The sequence below is a fragment of the Reyranella sp. genome, assembly GCF_004296935.1.
Classification (GTDB): Bacteria; Pseudomonadota; Alphaproteobacteria; order Reyranellales; family Reyranellaceae; genus Reyranella.
This window is the reverse complement of sequence record NZ_SCVH01000056.1, coordinates 1-17,044: the sequence shown is the minus strand read 5'-3', so window position 1 is coordinate 17,044 and position 17,044 is coordinate 1. Positions and strand designations below refer to the sequence as shown.

20 protein-coding genes and 1 pseudogene are annotated in these 17,044 nt (G+C 66.3%); 7 read left to right on the top strand and 14 right to left on the bottom strand.

The annotated features are described in order from the left end of the window. Positions 1-2: 2 nt before the first annotated feature. From EPO55_RS07130 to ccrA, 5 genes are all read right to left on the bottom strand, one after another. Positions 3-1,421: an NAD(P)/FAD-dependent oxidoreductase gene (locus tag EPO55_RS07130; RefSeq protein WP_296335895.1), complete on the bottom strand. Its 1,419-nt coding sequence runs from the start codon at positions 1,419-1,421 to the stop codon at positions 3-5. Beyond that, entirely contained in the window at positions 1,418-2,065 is a 648-nt protein-coding gene (locus tag EPO55_RS07125; protein WP_296335894.1) for an HAD-IA family hydrolase, read from the bottom strand. Before EPO55_RS07125 ends, EPO55_RS07130 begins: the two co-directional genes overlap by 4 nt. Positions 2,066-2,078: 13 nt before the next feature. Beyond that, positions 2,079-2,963 carry a TauD/TfdA family dioxygenase gene (locus tag EPO55_RS07120; RefSeq protein WP_296335893.1) on the bottom strand — a complete coding sequence of 295 codons (885 nt, stop codon included), beginning with the start codon at positions 2,961-2,963 and terminating at the stop codon, positions 2,079-2,081. A gap of 279 nt (positions 2,964-3,242) precedes the next feature. Beyond that, complete coding sequence (locus tag EPO55_RS07115; protein ID WP_296335892.1) at positions 3,243-4,883, bottom strand: acyl-CoA dehydrogenase family protein; 1,641 nt, start codon at positions 4,881-4,883, stop codon at positions 3,243-3,245. A 145-nt stretch (positions 4,884-5,028) separates the two neighbouring features. After that, complete coding sequence (gene ccrA / locus EPO55_RS07110; protein ID WP_296335891.1) at positions 5,029-6,318, bottom strand: crotonyl-CoA carboxylase/reductase; 1,290 nt, start codon at positions 6,316-6,318, stop codon at positions 5,029-5,031. A 213-nt stretch (positions 6,319-6,531) separates the two neighbouring features. On the opposite strand from ccrA, the gene EPO55_RS07105 reads away from it, so the two are divergent. The 3 genes from EPO55_RS07105 (at position 6,532) to EPO55_RS07095 (ending at position 9,290) form a co-directional block, all read left to right on the top strand. Further along, complete coding sequence (locus EPO55_RS07105; protein ID WP_296335890.1) at positions 6,532-7,806, top strand: LLM class flavin-dependent oxidoreductase; 1,275 nt, start codon at positions 6,532-6,534, stop codon at positions 7,804-7,806. A 5-nt stretch (positions 7,807-7,811) separates the two neighbouring features. Beyond that, entirely contained in the window at positions 7,812-8,591 is a 780-nt protein-coding gene (locus EPO55_RS07100; RefSeq protein ID WP_296335889.1) for an alpha/beta hydrolase, read from the top strand. 108 nt (positions 8,592-8,699) lie between these two features. Beyond that, entirely contained in the window at positions 8,700-9,290 is a 591-nt protein-coding gene (locus EPO55_RS07095; protein ID WP_296335888.1) for a hypothetical protein, read from the top strand. Positions 9,291-9,323: 33 nt separating this feature from the next. Here EPO55_RS07095 and EPO55_RS07090 read toward each other — a convergent pair whose 3' ends face one another. From EPO55_RS07090 to EPO55_RS07070, 5 genes are read right to left on the bottom strand one after another with little or no spacing between them, the layout of a single operon-like run. Beyond that, entirely contained in the window at positions 9,324-9,605 is a 282-nt protein-coding gene (locus EPO55_RS07090) for a DUF427 domain-containing protein (RefSeq protein ID WP_296335886.1), read from the bottom strand. After that, complete coding sequence (locus EPO55_RS07085; RefSeq protein WP_296335885.1) at positions 9,602-10,087, bottom strand: SRPBCC domain-containing protein; 486 nt, start codon at positions 10,085-10,087, stop codon at positions 9,602-9,604. The genes EPO55_RS07090 and EPO55_RS07085 overlap by 4 nt, the downstream gene beginning before the upstream one ends. Positions 10,088-10,124: 37 nt before the next feature. Then, the gene (locus EPO55_RS07080; RefSeq protein ID WP_296335884.1) at positions 10,125-10,820 is read right to left on the bottom strand and encodes a thioredoxin family protein; all 696 of its coding nucleotides are present in this window, start codon (positions 10,818-10,820) and stop codon (positions 10,125-10,127) included. Then, positions 10,817-11,278 (bottom strand): SRPBCC domain-containing protein, encoded by a 462-nt coding sequence (locus tag EPO55_RS07075; RefSeq protein WP_296335883.1) that lies wholly within the window; start codon positions 11,276-11,278, stop codon positions 10,817-10,819. The genes EPO55_RS07080 and EPO55_RS07075 overlap by 4 nt, the downstream gene beginning before the upstream one ends. Continuing rightward, a complete protein-coding gene (locus EPO55_RS07070) occupies positions 11,259-11,615 on the bottom strand; it encodes a metalloregulator ArsR/SmtB family transcription factor (protein WP_296335882.1) in 357 nt (118 codons plus the stop codon). The genes EPO55_RS07075 and EPO55_RS07070 overlap by 20 nt, the downstream gene beginning before the upstream one ends. Before the next feature lie 124 nt (positions 11,616-11,739). Here EPO55_RS07070 and EPO55_RS07065 point away from each other — a divergent pair, with 124 nt between their 5' ends. Both EPO55_RS07065 and EPO55_RS07060 read left to right on the top strand, forming a co-directional pair. Next, the gene (locus EPO55_RS07065; protein WP_296335881.1) at positions 11,740-12,513 is read left to right on the top strand and encodes a thioesterase family protein; all 774 of its coding nucleotides are present in this window, start codon (positions 11,740-11,742) and stop codon (positions 12,511-12,513) included. Positions 12,514-12,524: 11 nt separating this feature from the next. Beyond that, complete coding sequence (locus tag EPO55_RS07060) at positions 12,525-12,833, top strand: putative quinol monooxygenase (RefSeq protein WP_296335880.1); 309 nt, start codon at positions 12,525-12,527, stop codon at positions 12,831-12,833. Positions 12,834-12,910: 77 nt separating this feature from the next. Here the strand turns inward: EPO55_RS07060 and cysS are convergent, their stop codons facing one another. Then, positions 12,911-14,242: a cysteine--tRNA ligase gene (cysS, locus tag EPO55_RS07055; protein WP_296335879.1), complete on the bottom strand. Its 1,332-nt coding sequence runs from the start codon at positions 14,240-14,242 to the stop codon at positions 12,911-12,913. 154 nt (positions 14,243-14,396) lie between these two features. On the opposite strand from cysS, the gene EPO55_RS07050 reads away from it, so the two are divergent. After that, a complete protein-coding gene (locus EPO55_RS07050) occupies positions 14,397-14,963 on the top strand; it encodes a TMEM165/GDT1 family protein (protein WP_296335878.1) in 567 nt (188 codons plus the stop codon). On the opposite strand, the gene EPO55_RS07045 is transcribed toward EPO55_RS07050, so the two are convergent. Further along, entirely contained in the window at positions 14,944-15,045 is a 102-nt protein-coding gene (locus EPO55_RS07045; protein ID WP_296335930.1) for a hypothetical protein, read from the bottom strand. The genes EPO55_RS07050 and EPO55_RS07045 overlap by 20 nt on opposite strands. A gap of 60 nt (positions 15,046-15,105) precedes the next feature. After that, a pseudogene (locus EPO55_RS07040) lies at positions 15,106-15,411 on the bottom strand (glutamate--tRNA ligase family protein); the annotation flags it as partial. 105 nt (positions 15,412-15,516) lie between these two features. On the opposite strand from EPO55_RS07040, the gene EPO55_RS07035 reads away from it, so the two are divergent. Then, positions 15,517-16,491 (top strand): tripartite tricarboxylate transporter substrate binding protein, encoded by a 975-nt coding sequence (locus EPO55_RS07035; RefSeq protein WP_296335877.1) that lies wholly within the window; start codon positions 15,517-15,519, stop codon positions 16,489-16,491. A gap of 9 nt (positions 16,492-16,500) precedes the next feature. Here the strand turns inward: EPO55_RS07035 and EPO55_RS07030 are convergent, their stop codons facing one another. Next, positions 16,501-16,941 (bottom strand): hypothetical protein, encoded by a 441-nt coding sequence (locus EPO55_RS07030; RefSeq protein ID WP_296335876.1) that lies wholly within the window; start codon positions 16,939-16,941, stop codon positions 16,501-16,503. Positions 16,942-17,044 lie beyond the last annotated feature (103 nt).

Genomic DNA, 17,044 nt, shown 5'->3' with positions numbered 1-17,044 from the left:
ACTTAGCCGTTGTGCCGGCCCGCGCCAGTACGCGCGGCGGCCCAGGGCCGCGCGGCACGCGAGGCTGCTGTGCCGGTGGCGGTCCGGAAGATCGCCTCTGCCGCCTGCTCGCCCGACCACAGGGCGGCGTGAACCGTGCCGTATTCGACCGGTTCGGTCGCCTCGCCGGCGAAGAAGACGCGGCCACCCAGCGGCCGGGCGTAGGCAGTGCCGTCGTCCGGATCGCTGCCGACGCCGGGATAGGAGTAGCCGCCGCGCGACCAGGGATCGCTCAGCCAGCGCGGAAACAGCATCGCCTCCGGTTCGGGGATGCCGTTGCCGAACATGGCGCGCAACGACCTCATCGCCACTGCCGTCACCTCGGCGTCGCTCGCCGCGCGGTCGAGATGGATGGCGGTGTGGCCGTTGGCGAAGCTCAGAAGGATCGGCAGGCCGGTCTCCTGCTCGTGGCTCACCCAGGTGTTGAAGCCGCCGCGCCGGTCGGGCGCATCGGGCAGGCGGCCGAACCATTTCGGCTGCTCGGGCCAGAAGCGCCTGGGAAAGCGCAGGTAGAGCTTGGCCAGGATGCCGCCGCCGTAGCCCAGCCGGCCGAGCGCGGCGCGTTGTGTTTCCGGCGGCTCCGGATCGAGGGCCGGCAGACCCGCGCGCAGCAATCCGATGGGCACAGTGATCACCGCGCGGTCCGCGGCGAGACGCTCGCCGCCCTGCAGGACCGCCGTCACGCCGGCGCCGGTCCAGCCGATCCGCTCGACGATCGCGCCATGGCGGATGTCGAGACCCTCGGCCGCGTCGTCGATCAGCGTGCGGAAGCCCCCCTTGGGCTGGGCGTTGCGATCGAGTCCCTCGGTCGGGAACCATTCTTCGGCCGACACGAGGTCCCACGGCGCGCTCTGCACGCCCTCGCTCATCTCGACGAAGGTCGCCACCACGAGCTTGTCGATCTCCGGCAGCCATCCGGCGCGCAGCAGCGGCTCGACCGCCTGCTTCACCGAGATCGAGCGCGGGCCGTTCACACGGGCCATCGCCTTGCTCTTCCAGCTCGCCCATTCGATCGCGGCCTTGAAGGCCAGGCGGCCCATCACGGCGCGGCGGCGCTGGCCCTCGCGCGTCGGCGCCGTGGCGCGCTTGTCGATCAGCAGGCGCTCGCCCTGGTTCTCGACCAGCTCGACCCCGAGCTTCCCGCACCACAGCGTCAGCGGATTGCCTTCCACGCCGTGGACCCACGAGCCGCCGAGATCGAGCGGCGCGCCGAGACCGTCGTCGGTCCACACACGGCCGCCGGAACGCGGGCGCGCCTCGAGGACAGTGACGGCAAAACCCGAATCTCGCAGCAGCCGGGCGGCCACCAGGCCGGCCATTCCGGCCCCGACCACGATGACGTGCTCGGGGCGACCCGCCCCCATGGACCAGGAGCCGGTCACATCGCCACCAGTGCCGGCAACTTCCTCATGTCGTCGAACCATTCGCCGCCGGCGACCACCAGGGCATCGCGATCGGCATAGGGGGCGCCGACGTAGGCCAGCGCCCGCATGCCGGCGGCGCGCGCCGCCTGGAGGCCGGGCGGCGAATCCTCGATCACCGTGCAGGCGAAGGGCTGCTCGTTCATGCGCAGCGCCGCGTGCAGGAAAAGATCCGGGAACGGCTTTCCACGCGGCACCTCGGAGGAACTGAAGATGCGGCCCTCGAAACGCGACCACAGGCCGGTGATGCCGAGCGTCACGCGCATCTTGTCGAGGCTGCCGGAACTCGCCACGCAGGTCGCAGTCCCCGCCCTCTCGATGGCGTCGATCGCCTCGGCAACACCTGTCACCGGCTTCAGCGGCGCCTCGTGGAAGGATTGCATCGTGTCGGCCTGCAGGCGATCGACGAAGTCGTCCGGCAGCCGGCGGCCGAGCACGCCCTCGACGATCTCGACGCAGGACTTCATCGAGCGACCCATCAGGCGGCGCATCGTCTCCTCGACGCTCCAGTCGAGCCCTTCACGCGCCAGCGCGCGGGCAAAACAGGTGTTGGCGAGCGGCTCGCTGTCGACCAGCACTCCGTCGCAATCGAAGATGACCAGCACGCCGCCAGAAGTATCAGTAAGGCTTGTCGCCCGCCACCGTGACCCGGTTGCCGCTGCGGGTGTGCGGCCAGTAGTCCCACATGGCGCGATGCTGGGCGCAGCGATTGTCCCAGAAGGCAATCGAGTTCTCGCGCCAGCGGAAGCGGCACTGGAACAGCGGATTCTCCATGTGCTCGTAGAGATAACGCAGCATGGCATCGCTCTCGTCGCGCGGCACGCCGACCAGCGCGCGCGTGAAGCCGCGGTTGACGTAGAGGCCCTTCTTGCCGGTCACCGGATGCGTGCGCACCACAGGATGCTCGGCGCGCGGATACTGTGGCTTGTCGGCGACGCCGTAGTTGGCATAGAGGCCGCGATAGACCGACTCGCCGTCATGGATGGCGGTCATGCCCTCGAGATACTTCTTCATGCGGTCCGACAGCGCCTCGTAGGCCGCATACATGCTGGCGAACAGCGTGTCGCCACCCTTGGGCGGGCACTTCTTGATGTAGAGGATGCTGCCCATCGGCGGCTCGAGGTCGCAGCTCACGTCGGTGTGCCAGCCCTCGCCGTTGGCGCGCGGCGAATCCTTGTCGGCGTGGATGATCATCAGCTCGGGCTTGCCCGGCTCGCTCGGCGCCGCGGGATGGGTGTGCAACTCGCCGAACAGACGACCGAAGGCCAGGTGCTGATCCTGCGTGATGTGCTGGTCGCGGAAAAAGATGACGAGGTTCTCGGCCAGCGCCCGGTGGATCTCGTCCTGCTGGCGATTGCTCAACGGCTTGCTGAGATCGACGCCGGCGATCTCGGCGCCGATGATCGGCGTCAGCTTGTCGACGGTGAGGGTCTCAAAAGGCGCGCCCTCCTCGGCCGTGTGCCGATAGCGAGGCCCGGCGTTTCCGCTCAGCGATCCCTGCATGGCTCTCGTTCCTCCGAACTCCTCGTCGACTATAGCGTGGAATAAGCACCCGGGGGAAACAGGCCGAGCGCGAGAGGAATCCGGCCCTTTTTTCGGACACGAGTTGTCCAGACTCTGTCTGCCTGAAAATTCGCGAAGCGCCGGCCCGATTGAACGGAACGATCCTTTTCAACGCAGGCCCGAATCGCGGTGGAGTGACCCTCTTGGACTGGACATGTGTCAGGGTTGGATCAGGCCAGGCTGTCGAGCGTTGCTGGTCTCGAACTAAGCAGGAAAGATCTAGTTCCGGCCCTCGAGCAGCCCGCGGCAGACGACCTGCGCCTGGATCTCGGCCGCGCCCTCGAAGATGTTGAGGATGCGCGCGTCGCACAGCACTCGGCTGATGGGATATTCCATCGCGTAGCCGTTGCCGCCGTGGATCTGCAGCGCATTGTCGGCATTGCTCCAGGCGACTCGCGCGGCCAGAAGCTTCGCCATGCCGGCCTCGATGTCGCAGCGCCGGTCCTGGTCCTTTTCGCGCGCGGCGAAGTAGGTCAGCTGGCGGGCGATCATGGTCTCGACCGCCATCCAGGCGATCTTTCCGGCGACGCGCGGGAAAGCGTATAACGGCTTGGCAAACTGGATGCGGTCCTTGGCATAGCGCAGGCCGAGTTCGAGTGCGTTCTGTGCCACGCCGACGGCGCGCGCCGCGGTCTGGATGCGCGCGCTCTCGAAGGTCGCCATGAGCTGCTTGAACCCCTGCCCTTCCTTGCCGCCAAGAAGGTTCTCGGCCGGCACCTCGAAGCCGTCGAAGCCGATCTCGTATTCCTTCATGCCGCGATAGCCCAGCACCTTGATCTCGCCGCCGCTCATGCCCTTGGCCGGGAACGGATCGGCCTCGTCGCCGCGCGGCTTCTCGGCCAGGAACATCGACAGGCCCTGATAGCCGGGCTTCGAGGCGTCGCTGCGCGCGAGCAGCGTCATGATGTCCGCGCGGGCGGCGTGGGTGATCCAGGTCTTGTTGCCGTTGATCTTATATGTGTCGCCGTCGAGCACGGCGCGCGTGCGCAAGGATGCGAGGTCCGACCCTGTGTTGGGTTCGGTGAACACCGCCGTCGGCAGGATCTCGCCCGAGGCGATGCGCGAGAGGTAGCGCTTCTTCTGGTCCTCGGTGCCGCCGGCGCGGATCAGCTCGGCGGCGATCTCCGAGCGCGTGCCGAGCGAGCCCACACCAATGTAGCCGCGTGACAGTTCCTCGGTAACGACGCACATCGCGAGCTTGCCCATGCCGAGACCGCCCCACTCCTCCGGCACGGTAAGGCCGAAGACGCCGAGATCGGCCATCTGCTGCACCACGGGCAGCGGGATCAACTCGTCGCGTAAATGCCAGCCGTGCGCGTGTGGGCCGACTTCGGTGTCGACGAAGCGGCGGAACTGGCGGCGCACCTCTTCCATGGCCTCGTCGCCCAGGCCCAGTGCGCCGAAGTCACCGGTATCGAGTCCGTCGGCAATCAGTTCGGCGATCCGCAGCCGCGCGGCCGAGGTGTTGGCCGCGATCAGCTTCTGGACCGCCGGTGCATCGAGCGCCGACGCGTCCGCACCGAGATCCGCCGGCCGCACGATCTCGACCTGGCTGATGGCGATGCCGCCTTTCAGCTGGGCGAGATATTCGCCGAGCGCCACCTGAAGAATGAGTTGCTCGAGTTCACCACCGGCGCCCGCCTCGGCCCAGCGCCGCATCTGGCGGATGGCCGACACATAGGTCGCGATCCAGGCGAAGCCATGCGCCGCGAACTGCTCGCGCTCCAGCAGCTTCGCATCGACCTTGCCCGCGGGCGCGATCAGCCGGCGCACCGCTTCGCGCGCTTCGGCCTCGTAGCGGTCGGCAGCGGACTCGGCCTCGGCGCAGCATGAGAGGAGGTCTGGAAGGATCAGGGACATCTCGGGACTCTCATCTCCTCCCCCGTCTGACGGGGGAGGTGCCCCCGAAGGGGGCGGAGGGGGAAGGCAACAACACGGACTGGGGCTTTCCCCCTCCGGCCCTTCGGGCCACCTCCCCCGTCAGACGGGGGAGGTTAAGAGAGAGTTAATCCTCCAGCGCGTCTTCCAGCGTGCGCAGGCCGGGGCGCTTGGCGGAGACGAGCACCGCCATGTTTCCGGGCTTGTGCTGGTTCTTCCACATCTTGGTGTGGGCCTTGGGAATGTCGGCCCAGTCGAAGACCTCGCTCATGCAGGGATCGACGCGGCGCTCGATCACGAGCTGGTTGGCCTGGCTCGCCTGCAGGAGGTTGGCGAAGTGGCTGCCCTGGATGCGCTTCTGGCGCATCCACACGAAGCGCGCGTCCATGGTGAGGTTGTAGCCCGTCGTGCCGGCGCAGAAGACCACCATGCCGCCGCGCTTCACCACGAAGCACGATACCGGGAAGGTCTGCTCGCCGGGATGCTCGAACACGAAGTCGACGTCGTTGCCCTTGCCGGTGTGCTCCCAGATCGCCGCGCCGAACTTGCGGCACTTCTTCATGTATTCGGCGTAGCCCTTCTGGTCGTCGACGTCGGGCAACTGGCCCCAGCAGTCGAAGTCGTTGCGGTTGACGACGCCGCGGGCGCCCAGCGACATCACGAAGTCGGTCTTCGACGGATCAGAGATCACGCCGATCGCATTGGCGCCGGCAGCGGCGATGAGCTGCACCGCCATCGAGCCGATGCCGCCGGCCGCGCCCCACACCAGCACGTTGTGGCCGGGCCGCAGGATATGCGGACGGTGACCGAACAGCATGCGGTAGGCGGTAGCGAGCGTCAGCGTGTAGGAGGCGCTCTCCTCCCAGGTGAGATGCTGCGGCCGCTTCATGAGCTGGCGCGCCTGCACCTTGCAGAACTGGGCGAAGCTGCCGTCCGGCGTCTCGTAGCCCCAGATACGCTGGCTGGTGGAGAACATCGGATCGCCGCCGTTGCACTCCTCGTCGTCGCCGTCGTCCTGGTTACAATGGATCACGACCTCGTCGCCGACCTTCCAGCGCTTCACCTTGGCGCCGACCGCCCAGACGATGCCGGCGGCATCGGAGCCCGCGATATGGAACGGCTGCTTATGGACGTCGAACGGCGAGATCGGCAGACCGAGGCCCGCCCAGACGCCGTTGTAGTTGACGCCAGCAGCCATCACGAGGACCAGCACCTCGTCCTCGCCGATGGTGTGCGTCGGCACGACCTCGAGCTGCATGGATTGTTCGGGCGGACCGTGACGCTCGCGCCGGATCACCCAAGCGTACATGTTCTTCGGCACGTGACCGAGCGGCGGAATTTCGCCGACCTCGTAGAGATCCTTCTGCGGCTGGTTGGCCGTCGGATGCGGGCGGGCCGCGAAAGCGACAACGGACATGGGCAAAGCCTCCTGCGATGCAGCGAAACTATTGCTGCGCTCGCGAGAGTGCAATGCACAAAATACGAATCGGAACGAATGACGCAGGGGAAAAACAACAAAATTACCCGCAATCTGCGGAAATCCCACATTGCATGGGCTTTTGAGTCGGGGCAGGCTGACTAGGTAAACGGTCGTTTACCAAATGCAGCTCGAGTTTAGGGAGAGCGCACCATGAAGCTCATGTGGTTCCACTTGATGCCGTACACGGAGCTGCCCGAGGACTTCAACAAGAAGCATCCCAGCGTCTGGGTCGACATCCATTCGTCGCTGTTCGACCCCAAGCGCGCCCATCACATGTACAACGACTTCATGGACGAGCTCGAGTATGCCGCCGAGCTCGGCTACGACGCGGTGTGCGTGAACGAGCACCATTCGAACGGCTACGGCCTCATGCCCTCGCCCAACCTGATCGCGAGTTCGCTCGCCCGGCGCACCACCGACACCGCGCTCTGCGTCATGGGCAATTCGCTGGCGCTCTACAATCCGCCGACGCGCGTCGCCGAAGAATTCGCGATGATCGACTGCATCTCGGGCGGCCGCCTGATCGCAGGCTTCCCGGTCGGCTCGCCGATGGACACCTGCTACGCCTACGGCCAGAACCCGAGCCTGCTGCGCGAGCGCTATCTCGAGGCGCATGACCTGGTGAAGAAGGCCTGGACCGAGAAGGACACCTTCGCCTTCAACGGCCGCTACAACCAGCAGCGCTACGTCAACATCTGGCCACGCCCGATCCAGAACGATCCGCATCCGCCGATCTGGATTCCGGGCGGCGGCTCGATCGAGACGTGGCGGTGGTGCGCGGAGATGGACTACGTCTACTGCTACCTCTCCTACTACGGCTACAAGGCCGGGCTCACGACGATGCAGGGCTTCTGGAACGAGATGGAGAAGCTCGGCAAGGACCGCAATCCGTACCGCGCCGGCTTCCTGCAGTTCGTCGGCGTCGCCGAAAGCCGCCAGCAGGCGCTCGACCTTTATACGGAGCCGGCCGAATACTTTTATGGCCGCTGCCTGCACGTCGATGCGCGCTTCGCAACGCCGCCGGGGTACGTCACCGAGGCGACGCAGCGCTCGGGCATCCAGGGCATGATGCAGAAGGCGGCCAACGTCGCCAGTCCCGCGACCAAGGCCGCGCTCAAGGCCACCAACATGAAGGACATCGTCGATGGCGGCTATGTCCTGATCGGCACGCCGGACGAGGTGGTGGAACAGATCCGCCACGTCGGCACCAGCCTGAACGTCGGCCATCTCATGCTGCTGCTGCAGTACGGCAACATGAGCAAGGACATGACCAAGTACAACACGCGCCTGTTCGCCGAGAAGGTGATGCCCAAGGTGAAGGACCTGTTCGGCGAGTGGGAGGACAAGTGGTGGCCCAAGCCCATGGCCAAGGGCCAGCGCGCCGCCGTCCCCGCCTTCCGCCCGCAGCTCGCCGCCGCGGAGTAAGTCTCGTGTCTGATCCGAAGACGACGACCGTCGATGTGAACGGCTTCCCCTGCCGCGTTTGGACCAAAGGCCAGGGCCCCAAGCTCGGCTTCCTCGCCGGCCTCGGCGGCCTGCCGCGCTGGCTGCCCTTTCTCGACAGACTCGCCGAGAAGCGCACGGTGATCGTGCCGTCGCTGCCGGGCTACCCCGGGGCGACCGGCCACACCGAACTCGACACGCATCTCGACTGGGTGCTGGCGGTGCGCCAGCTGATCGACAAGGCGGGCCTCGCCGGCGCGGATCTCGTGGGTGCTTCCGTAGGCGGCGCGTTTGCCGCCGAAATGGCCGCGATCTTTCCTGGACACGTCCGCCGCCTGGCGCTGATCAGCCCCTTCGGCCTGTTCGACGACGATGCCCCGGCGGCCGACCCATGGGCGCAACGCAAGGACGCCGTGCCCGGCCTGATGTGCGCCGACGGCGAAAAGTGGAATGCCCTGATGGCGCCGCCGGAAGGTGCGAACTCGATCGAATGGCCGATCGAGATGACGCGCGCGGCCGAAGCCGCCGCCCGCGCCTTTTGGCCGCTCGGCAACACCGGGCTGGAAAAGCGGCTCGGCCTGATCGCCGCCTCGACCCTGATCCTGTGGGGTGAGCGCGACGCCGTCCTGCCGCCGAGCTATGCGCGCAAATTCGCGGCCGGGATCAACGGCAAGAGCCGGGTCGAAGTCATCGCTGGCGCCGGCCATCTGGCCTATCTCGACCAGCCCGACGCCGTCGCCGGCGCCGTCCTCGGCCATTTCGGCTGAAATCGGGCGCGGATTTCCTCTCCAGGCTTGCCTTGTGGCTTCGTGGTTGCGCGCCCGGTTCGGATCGCTATTGTCCGGCGCGTTATGGGTTTCAAGAGGTACACGCCGATGACTATCCGTTCGATCAAGTTGGCTGCGGGCTTTTCGACCTTCGCGGCGATTCTGGCGGTGGGGATCGGCCTGCCCGAGCGGCAGGCGTCGGCCCAGGTCCAGGCCGTGCCGCGCGAGGGCGTTTCCTTCCACGACACCGTGACGGCGAGCGTGACGGTGGAGACGGTCGACGAAGAGAGCCGCACCGTCGCCATCACCCTGCCCACCGGCCGGACCGTGGTCCTGCCGGTCGCGAGCGGCGTGACCAACCTCGCGGCAATCGACGACGGCTCGCTCGCGACCGTGACCTATTCGGAAGTGGTGACCATGCTGAACCTGCGCCAGAAGGGCCCGGGTTCGAGGGAAGCGCGCCGCGACCAGATGGCCAAGCCCGATGCGCTCGATGTGGCGACCGGCCGGTTTACCCTCACGGTCGTCGGCGTCGACCTCGCCAAGAACACCGTCTCGGTGATCAGCGGCGACGGTGGTGCCGTTCGGACCTATTCCGCCAACTCGATCGCCAAGCAGGACATGCTGAAGAAGATCAAGGTCGGCGACGTGGTGATCGGCATGACGACACCGCTCACGATCACGTCGATCGCCAAGTAGGCCGAACTCGATTGCCGGGGGCGCCCCCGGCGGCTACTTGATCTCGACGTCTTCCCAGAAGCCCATCCAATGGTCGACGGGCTTCATCCTGGGTTGCGGCGCCTCGTAGGACCACGCCGCCCGCGGACTGCGCGTGCCACCCTCGACCACGTCGTAGAACTGCACGCCATGCGGACATTCGAGATCGCGGGCGGTCTTGAGTGCCGCCTGCAGCAGGTCCATGCGCACGGTGTCGCGTGGGAAATATCGATAGCCGCCGACTTCGAGGGTGCCGTCGCTTTCCGCGATGGTCTTGCCGCGCCAGATCGCCTTCATGCCGAAGCTCCTTCGGTCGCCAGCATCGTCTCGAGCTTGTCGAACGACCCCGTCCAGCCGCGGGTGTGATTGTCGACACCGGTGCGGTCGCGGAACGGCCCGTGAGTCAGCGTCATTTCGGTGCGATCCCCGACCGATTTGAACACCAGCCTGACTTCGGTCTCGTGCTCGCGCGGCGCCGCGAAGTCGCCGCCCTCGTGCCAGGCCCAGGTGAAGACCAGCCGCTCCGGCGGCGTCACCTCGAGATATTTTCCCGACACCGCCAGCAGTGGTTGACCGACCCGGCCGCCCGACAGGCGCCAGGTGCCGCCCACGCGCACGTCGAGATCGCAGGATTGCACCGAGACGTCCGGCGGCCCGAACCAGGCGGCCATCTGGCGGGAGTCCGTCCAGGCCGCGAACAGCCGCTCGCGCGGCGCCCTGAAGAGCCGGACCATTCGCAGCGTCGTGATGCGGTCGTCGGCGGGATAGGGAGCGATCATCGTCAGACGATGTGGTGCCGATCGGCTCTCGGTCAAGTCAGTACCGGTCGTGCCGCTTCACCCAGGCCATCGGGTAGGGCAATTCGCTCTCGTCGCGGCCCTTCGAGGTGATGTCGAGCAGCTGGTAAGTGCCGTTCAGCATGTCGACGCCGCGCCCGTAGGTCGAATAGGTATGGTAGATCGCGCCATCGTCGCCGCGGCGGAAGGCGCTGATGCCCGGCATCTCCTCGCCCCCGACCTTCATCGACCCGTAGTTGTAGTTGGGCCCATTGGCGTCGCTGCCTTTGACGAACGACACGCCGAAATCGAAGTTGAAGTCGGAGCCGGCCGACGAGACCCAGCGGAATGTCCAGCCCAGGCGCTTCTTGTAGGCCTCGAGCCTGTCGAGGGGTCCGCGCGAAATCAGGACGAACGCCGTGTCGCGGGCGGCAAGATGGCCGTCGATGCCGTTGAAATTGTCGGACCAGAATGAACAACTCGGGCAGCCTTCGTTCCAGTCGGGCCCGAACATGAAATGCTGGACGATGAGCTGGCCATGCTTGCCGAACAGGTCGGCCAAGGTGACGCGCCCCTCGGGCGCGTCGAAGACGTAGCTCTTCTCGACGCGCTCCCAGGGCAGTTCGCGACGCTCGCGAGAAAGTTCCTCGCGGAGCCGGGTGAACTCCTTCTCCTTGGCCAGGTGCTGCTTGCGCGCTTCCAGCCATTCCTCGTGCGAAACGATCTGGTGAGTCATGTCGCCCTCCTGAGAAATATCTCGAGTTTGTCGAACGAGCCGGTCCAGCCGCGATTGTGCTCGGCATAGCCATCCATGAAGGCACCATGCACCAGGGTAATCTCGGTCTTGCTTCCCATGTCGCGGAATTCGATGCGCACCACCGTCTCGTGACCGCGTGGCTTGGCATAATCGCCATCGGCATGATGCGCCCAGGTGAAGACCAGACGCTCCGGGCGCTTGACCTCGAGGTACTTGCCCGACGAGGCGAAGACGCGATCGCCGCTATGTCGGCCCCCGACACGCCAGGCGCCGCCTGGCCGCACGTCGATCTCGCAAACCGTTATCTCCACCCCGGGCGGACACATCCACTGCACGAAGTGGTCCTGTTTCGCCCAGGCGTCGAACACGCGCTCGCGCGTGGCGTCGAAGAGGCGCGTGATGCGCAGCGTGTTGGTATCAAGGCTTGCGTCGGGCACGGCTCTTTCCTTTCGTGGGTTCGGGTGCGGTGCGCTTGAGGAAGGCGTCGAGCCGGTCGAGCTGACCCTCCCAGAACTTCCGATAGAACTCGATCCACTCTGCCGCCGCCCGCATGCCCTCGCCACGCAGCTCGCAGCGACGCCATTGCGCCTCGGTATGGCGCTCGATCAGGCCGGCCTCGGTCAGCACCTTGAGGTGGCGCGACACCGCCGGGAGGGACATGTCGAACGGCTCGGCGAGGTCGCCCACCGTGGCCGCGCCCGTGGCAAGGCGCGCCAGGATGGCGCGGCGGGTGGGGTCGGCGAGGGCCGAGAAGGTTTGCGAAAGGTAATCCATATTTAACTAGTATGTTAAATACAAATCCCGCCGTCAAGTCATTACCTGTCCTGTCATCGCGATTGCAGGATATCCGCGCGAAACCTATGAAGGCGCGCCCGCGGGTTGGTATGGAGTTGAGTGAATGGAAGCGATCTACCGCGTCGACGGCATCACCGCCGAGACCAGCGCCTTCGCCGGCGGTCCCTGGGATCCCAGGCTGCAGCATGGTGCTGCGCCCTCCTCGCTGATCTGCTGGGCGGTGGAGAGACTGCCGTCGCCGGTGCCGATGCGCGTGGCCCGACTCACCGTCGATCTGATGCGGCCGGTGCCGGTGGCGCCGCTCACCGTCGAGACCGAGATTGTCCGCGAGGGCCGCAAGATCCAGCTCGTCTCCGTGCGCCTGCTCGCCGGCGGCGTGGAGGTCGTGCGGGCGAGCGCACTCCGCATCCGCGTCGACCCCCAGGAAATGCCGGCGATCGCCGGCGGGCCTCCGGTCGAACTGCCGTTTCCCGATCTCTGCAGTGCACCCGATTTCTTCGCCACCGAGACGCCGTTCCTCAGGGGCATCGAGATGCGCGTCGCCAAGGGCGGCTTCCGCATCCCCGGGCCGGCCGCCGTCTGGTATCGCGCCACCCGGCCAATCATAGCCGAGGGCGCGATCTCGCCGCTGATGCGCACCGTCATCGCCGCTGATTTCTGCAACGGCACGTCGTCGGTGTTCGACATGAAGGATTGGACCTTCATCAATGCCGACCTGACCGTCAGCCTCGGCCGCGAACCTGTCGGCGACTGGATCCTGCTCGACGCCGAGACCTGGGTCGGGCCGGACTCGGTCGGCATCGCCGCCGCACGCCTTGCCGACACGAAGGGCTATTTCGGCCGGGCCGTGCAGAGCGTCATCTTCGAGAAGCGTTGAGGGAGGCCGCCATGCTGATCGTTCTTGCAGATGCCCGCTTCGATCCGGCACAGGCCGAGCAGGTCCGCGCCGTCGCGCGGCCGATGATCGAGGCATCGCGCGCCGAGCCCGGCTGCGCCGGCTACGACTATGCCTTCGACCTGCTCGAACCCGACCTGATGCGGGTGCGCGAATGGTGGAGGCACGAGCAGGCGCTGAAAGACCATTTCGCCACGCCGCACATGGCTGCTTTCCTAAAAGGCCTGCGCGACCTCAGGCCGAAGTCCGTCACCGTGAAGTGCTACGAGCTTGGCCACGAGCGGAAGATGCCGAACGCGTGATCCCTGTCATCCTGAGGCGAAGCCGAAGGATCCTTCGCTTCGCTCCAGCGCGGAGACTACTCCGCGCGAGATGACAATTAACCTCTCTTCCAAGTGGTCCCCTTGGGCCCGTCCTCGAGGATCACGCCCTTGGCCTTGAGATCGTCGCGGATGCGATCGGACTCCTTGAAGTCCTTGGCCTTGCGCGCGGCCTGACGGGCCGCGATCGCGGCGTCGATGTCGGCCTCGCTCGGTCCCGATGAATCGGCCGGCGTCCAGCGGAACCAGGCTTCGGCATCTTGCTGCAGGAGGCCCAGTGCATTCGCACCGGCTCGCAGTTCGGCCGGATCGGCGAGCTGATGGATGGCCGTGATCGCCTGCGGTGTGTTGAGATCGTCGTTCAGGGCGTCTTCGACGGATTGCGGCACGACACTGGACGGCCGCGCGTCCTTGCCGCGCAGCGCGCCATACCAGCGATCGAGCGTCGCCTTGGCCTGCGTCAGCCCCTCGTGCGTAAAATCGAGCGGCTGACGATAATGTGCCGAGAGCAGCAGCAGGCGGATCGCCTCGCCGGGAAACTGGTCGAGCAGCTCGTGCACGGTGAAGAAATTGCCCAGCGACTTGCTCATCTTCTCGCCGGAGATGTTGAGGAAGCCGTTGTGCATCCAGTAGGTCGCCATGAAGGGATGACCGAACGCACTGCGGCTCTGCGCGATCTCGTTCTCGTGATGCGGGAAGATGAGGTCGAGGCCGCCGGCATGGATGTCGAAAGTCTCGCCGAGGTGCCTGGCGCTCATCGCCGAGCACTCGATGTGCCAGCCCGGCCGGCCACGGCTCCACGGGCTCGCCCAGCCCGGCTGCGCGTCGGTCGAGGGCTTCCACAGCACGAAGTCGGCCGGGTCCTTCTTGTAGGGCGCGACTTCTACGCGGGCGCCGGCGATCAGCTCGTCGCGCGAGCGCCGCGACAGGCGTCCGTAGTCGTCCATGCTCGGCACGCTGAACAGCACATGGCCGTCGGCCGCATAGGCGTGGCCGTTGTCGACCAGGCGCTGGATCATGCCGATCATCTCGGCGACGTACTGGGTGGCGCGCGGCTCGACGTCGGGCGCGAGCGCGCCCAGCCGGCGCATGTCGCTTTGATAAGCGTCGGCGGTGCGGTTGGTCAGCGCCTCGATGCTCTCGCCATTGTCGGCGGCGCGCACGATGATGCGGTCGTCGATGTCGGTGATGTTGCGTACGTAGGTAACGCGCGGATAGGTGCGCTTCAGCAGCCGGTAGAGCGTGTCGAAGACCACGACCGGTCTCGCATTGCCGATATGCACGTAGTCGTAGACGGTCGGGCCGCAGACATAGAGGCGCACGTGCCCTGCATCGAGCGGTGCGAACGCTTCTTTTTCGCGCGACAGCGTGTTGTAGATGACGAGGGACATGGTCCCCTACTCCCCGATCAAGATAGTACGAAGGCCGGACGCGCCTGAACAGGCGCGGGCTTCACTTACATCGCGCGGTGTGTGCGCCGGGGAACAGAAGGAGCGACATTTTGCTAGTTTATCCGAAGCGTTCTTGTCGTGCAAATGGCGGCCAATGGAAGCATTTTTCCTCTCCACGGCGCTCGTCGCCGTGGCCGAGATCGGCGACAAGACGCAGCTTCTCGCGTTGGTGCTGGCGGCGCGCTATCGCAAGCCGGTGCCGATCATCCTCGGCATCCTGATCGCGACGCTGGCCAACCATGCGCTGGCCGCCTGGGCGGGCGCCGCCGTCGCCGGCTGGGTCGGCGCCGAGTCGATGCGCTGGATCCTGGTCGCGACCTTCCTTGCCATGGCGGCGTGGTGCCTGGTGCCGGACAAGGCCGACGAGGGACCGCAAGCGGCGCGCGAAGCCGGCGCATTCCTCGCCACATTGGTGGCCTTCTTCATCGTCGAGATCGGCGACAAGACCCAGATCGCCACGGTGGCGCTGGCCGCGCGCTTCAATTCGCTGCTGCTGGTCACCGCCGGCACGACGCTCGGCATGATGCTCGCCAATGCACCCGTGGTGCTGTTCGGCGATGCCATCGCCAGGCGCCTGCCGCTCAAGATCGTGCGCCTGGTGGCGGCGATCCTGTTCGCGGCACTGGGCGTCGCCGCGATCTTTATGCCTTCTGGCCTCTGAGCCGCGCCTCGGCCTTCGCCCGCCCGATCAGCGGCAGCAACCTCGCCATCTCCGGACCGGTCTCACGCGCGGTGAGTGCCAGCCTGAGGGGGTGGAACAGCGCGCGGCCCTCGCGGCCCAGCGTCGAGGTAAAAGCCTTCCAGGGCGTCTCGTCGCAGGGATAGAGACGGCCGGCGGCAATCAGCCGGTCACGCGCGACGTCATAATGCGTCAGTCGATCCGACTGTTTCTCCTTGCGCGTCCAGCCGAGGCCGAGCCACCCGAGATCGCGTTCGATCGCCGCCTCGAACTCCGGCTTGCCGCGCCCGCGATCGGTGTCGTCGAGGCGCAGGATGAAGGTGCCGCCGTGGCGCCTGGCGAACAGCCAGTTGAACAGCGCCGCACGGATATTGCCGACATGCAGCAACCCGGTCGGGCTCGGCGCGAATCGGACGATCGGGGCAACCATGCGGCCCGACTTGTGGCGAGAGGCCGTTGGCGGGTCAAGCGCGCTTCGCTAAGGTCGGGGCCTGGGGAAAGCGCACACAAAGTGCACCATAGGGAGGACTTCAAAATGAAACGCCGTACGCTGATCGCCGGCGCTGTGGCCCTTGCCGCTCCGTCGGTTGCCCGCTCCCAGAGCAAGTACCCGTCGGAGCGCCCGATCAAGCTCGTCGTCGCGTTCTCCGCCGGCGGCCCGACCGACATCATCGGCCGCAAGGCGGCGGAGAAGCTGACCGCCATCCTCGGCCAGACCGTGGTGATCGAAAACAAGGCCGGGGCCGCCGGTCAGATCGGCGCGGTCGATGTCAAGAACGCCAAGCCTGACGGCTACACGCTGCTGTTCGCCACGTCCTCGACGCACGCCATCCTGCCGACCGCCGTGGTCAAGCCGCAGTACGACGCGATCAAGGATTTCACGCCGATGTCGTCGGTGTGCCTCAACCCGCTCATCCTGGTGACCCACCCGTCGATGCCCGACTCGATGAAGGGGTTCATCGATCTGATGAAGAACAATCCCGGCAAATATTCCTACGCCTCGTCGGGCACGGGCTCGATCCTTCATCTCACGTCGGAGTACTTCAAGCGCGAGGCTGGCGGCCTCGACGTGGTGCACGTCCCCTATCGCGGCTCGGGGCCGGCCATTCAGGACCTGCTGCCGGGCACTGTGCAGTGGATGTTCGAGACCTTCTCGACAATGCTGCAGAATCAGAAGGCCGGGAAGGTGCGCATCCTGGGCTATGCCCATTCCAAGCGGGCGCCGATTGCGCCGGATATTCCCACCATCATCGAGGCGGGCGTGCCCAACTTCGAGGCCTATACCTTCAACCTGATCATCGGGCCGGCGGGCACGCCACCCGAGGTCGTCGAGACGATCGACCAGGCGACGCGCAAGCTGATGGCCGACAAGGAGATGATCAAGTTCCTGGAGGACATTGCCGCGGTGCCGACGCCGGAGACGACGCCTCAGCGCACGGCGAAGTTCATCAGCGACGAGATCGCCAAATGGGCGCCTGTCGTGAAGGCAAGCGGCATCAAAATCGAGTAATCGGTCCGATCAGCGATAGCCGGCCGGCGGCGCGGTGGTCCCAGGCGAAGGGCTGATCGGCGCCTGCTGAGGCATGGTGGCCGGCGTCGGCAGGTTCGGGTTCATGATGCTGCCGGCGCCGCCGCCTGTTCCAGCACCCTCGCTCGGTGTCGCCACGCTGCCGGGTGCCCTGGTGCCGGTCGTGCTGATCCAGTAGCCGGCGACCGCGTTGGATTTGTCTCCGGCCGTCTTGGCCTGGACATCGACCATGCCGATCCGCTCGCCTCGCTTGTTGACGCGATAGCCCTGCGAATCGAGCAGGTAACCCTCGTTGTCGACGCGCGTACCGTCCGGTTCGGTCCGGAAGGAAGCCGGCGGCGCCACTTCTGTGTAAAGGGGCTTGGGCAGCGGATCGCAGCCGGCGAGCGCCAGTCCCCCCACCATTGCGGCAACCAATTTTCTCGCGACCATCAGCTTTCCCCAAACTTCGACGCTCATCATAGCGGAAACCGGTCGGCGCCCGAAAGGGCCGAACGGACAGCAAAAAGGCCCGTCCGCAAGGACGGGCCTTTTT

Excerpts from the sequence above, each read along its gene's own strand:
- EPO55_RS07120 (WP_296335893.1), bottom strand. The coding sequence starts at position 2,963 with ATGCAGGGATCGCTGAGCGGAAACGCCGGGCCTCGCTATCGGCACACG.
- EPO55_RS07115 (WP_296335892.1), bottom strand. The coding sequence starts at position 4,883 with ATGTCCCTGATCCTTCCAGACCTCCTCTCATGCTGCGCCGAGGCCGAG.
- ccrA (WP_296335891.1), bottom strand. The coding sequence starts at position 6,318 with ATGTCCGTTGTCGCTTTCGCGGCCCGCCCGCATCCGACGGCCAACCAG.
- EPO55_RS07105 (WP_296335890.1), top strand. The coding sequence starts at position 6,532 with ATGAAGCTCATGTGGTTCCACTTGATGCCGTACACGGAGCTGCCCGAG.
- EPO55_RS07095 (WP_296335888.1), top strand. The coding sequence starts at position 8,700 with ATGACTATCCGTTCGATCAAGTTGGCTGCGGGCTTTTCGACCTTCGCG.
- EPO55_RS07090 (WP_296335886.1), bottom strand. The coding sequence starts at position 9,605 with ATGAAGGCGATCTGGCGCGGCAAGACCATCGCGGAAAGCGACGGCACC.
- EPO55_RS07085 (WP_296335885.1), bottom strand. The coding sequence starts at position 10,087 with ATGATCGCTCCCTATCCCGCCGACGACCGCATCACGACGCTGCGAATG.
- EPO55_RS07080 (WP_296335884.1), bottom strand. The coding sequence starts at position 10,820 with ATGACTCACCAGATCGTTTCGCACGAGGAATGGCTGGAAGCGCGCAAG.
- EPO55_RS07070 (WP_296335882.1), bottom strand. The coding sequence starts at position 11,615 with ATGGATTACCTTTCGCAAACCTTCTCGGCCCTCGCCGACCCCACCCGC.
- EPO55_RS07065 (WP_296335881.1), top strand. The coding sequence starts at position 11,740 with ATGGAAGCGATCTACCGCGTCGACGGCATCACCGCCGAGACCAGCGCC.
- EPO55_RS07060 (WP_296335880.1), top strand. The coding sequence starts at position 12,525 with ATGCTGATCGTTCTTGCAGATGCCCGCTTCGATCCGGCACAGGCCGAG.
- cysS (WP_296335879.1), bottom strand. The coding sequence starts at position 14,242 with ATGTCCCTCGTCATCTACAACACGCTGTCGCGCGAAAAAGAAGCGTTC.
- EPO55_RS07050 (WP_296335878.1), top strand. The coding sequence starts at position 14,397 with ATGGAAGCATTTTTCCTCTCCACGGCGCTCGTCGCCGTGGCCGAGATC.
- EPO55_RS07035 (WP_296335877.1), top strand. The coding sequence starts at position 15,517 with ATGAAACGCCGTACGCTGATCGCCGGCGCTGTGGCCCTTGCCGCTCCG.
- EPO55_RS07030 (WP_296335876.1), bottom strand. The coding sequence starts at position 16,941 with ATGGTCGCGAGAAAATTGGTTGCCGCAATGGTGGGGGGACTGGCGCTC.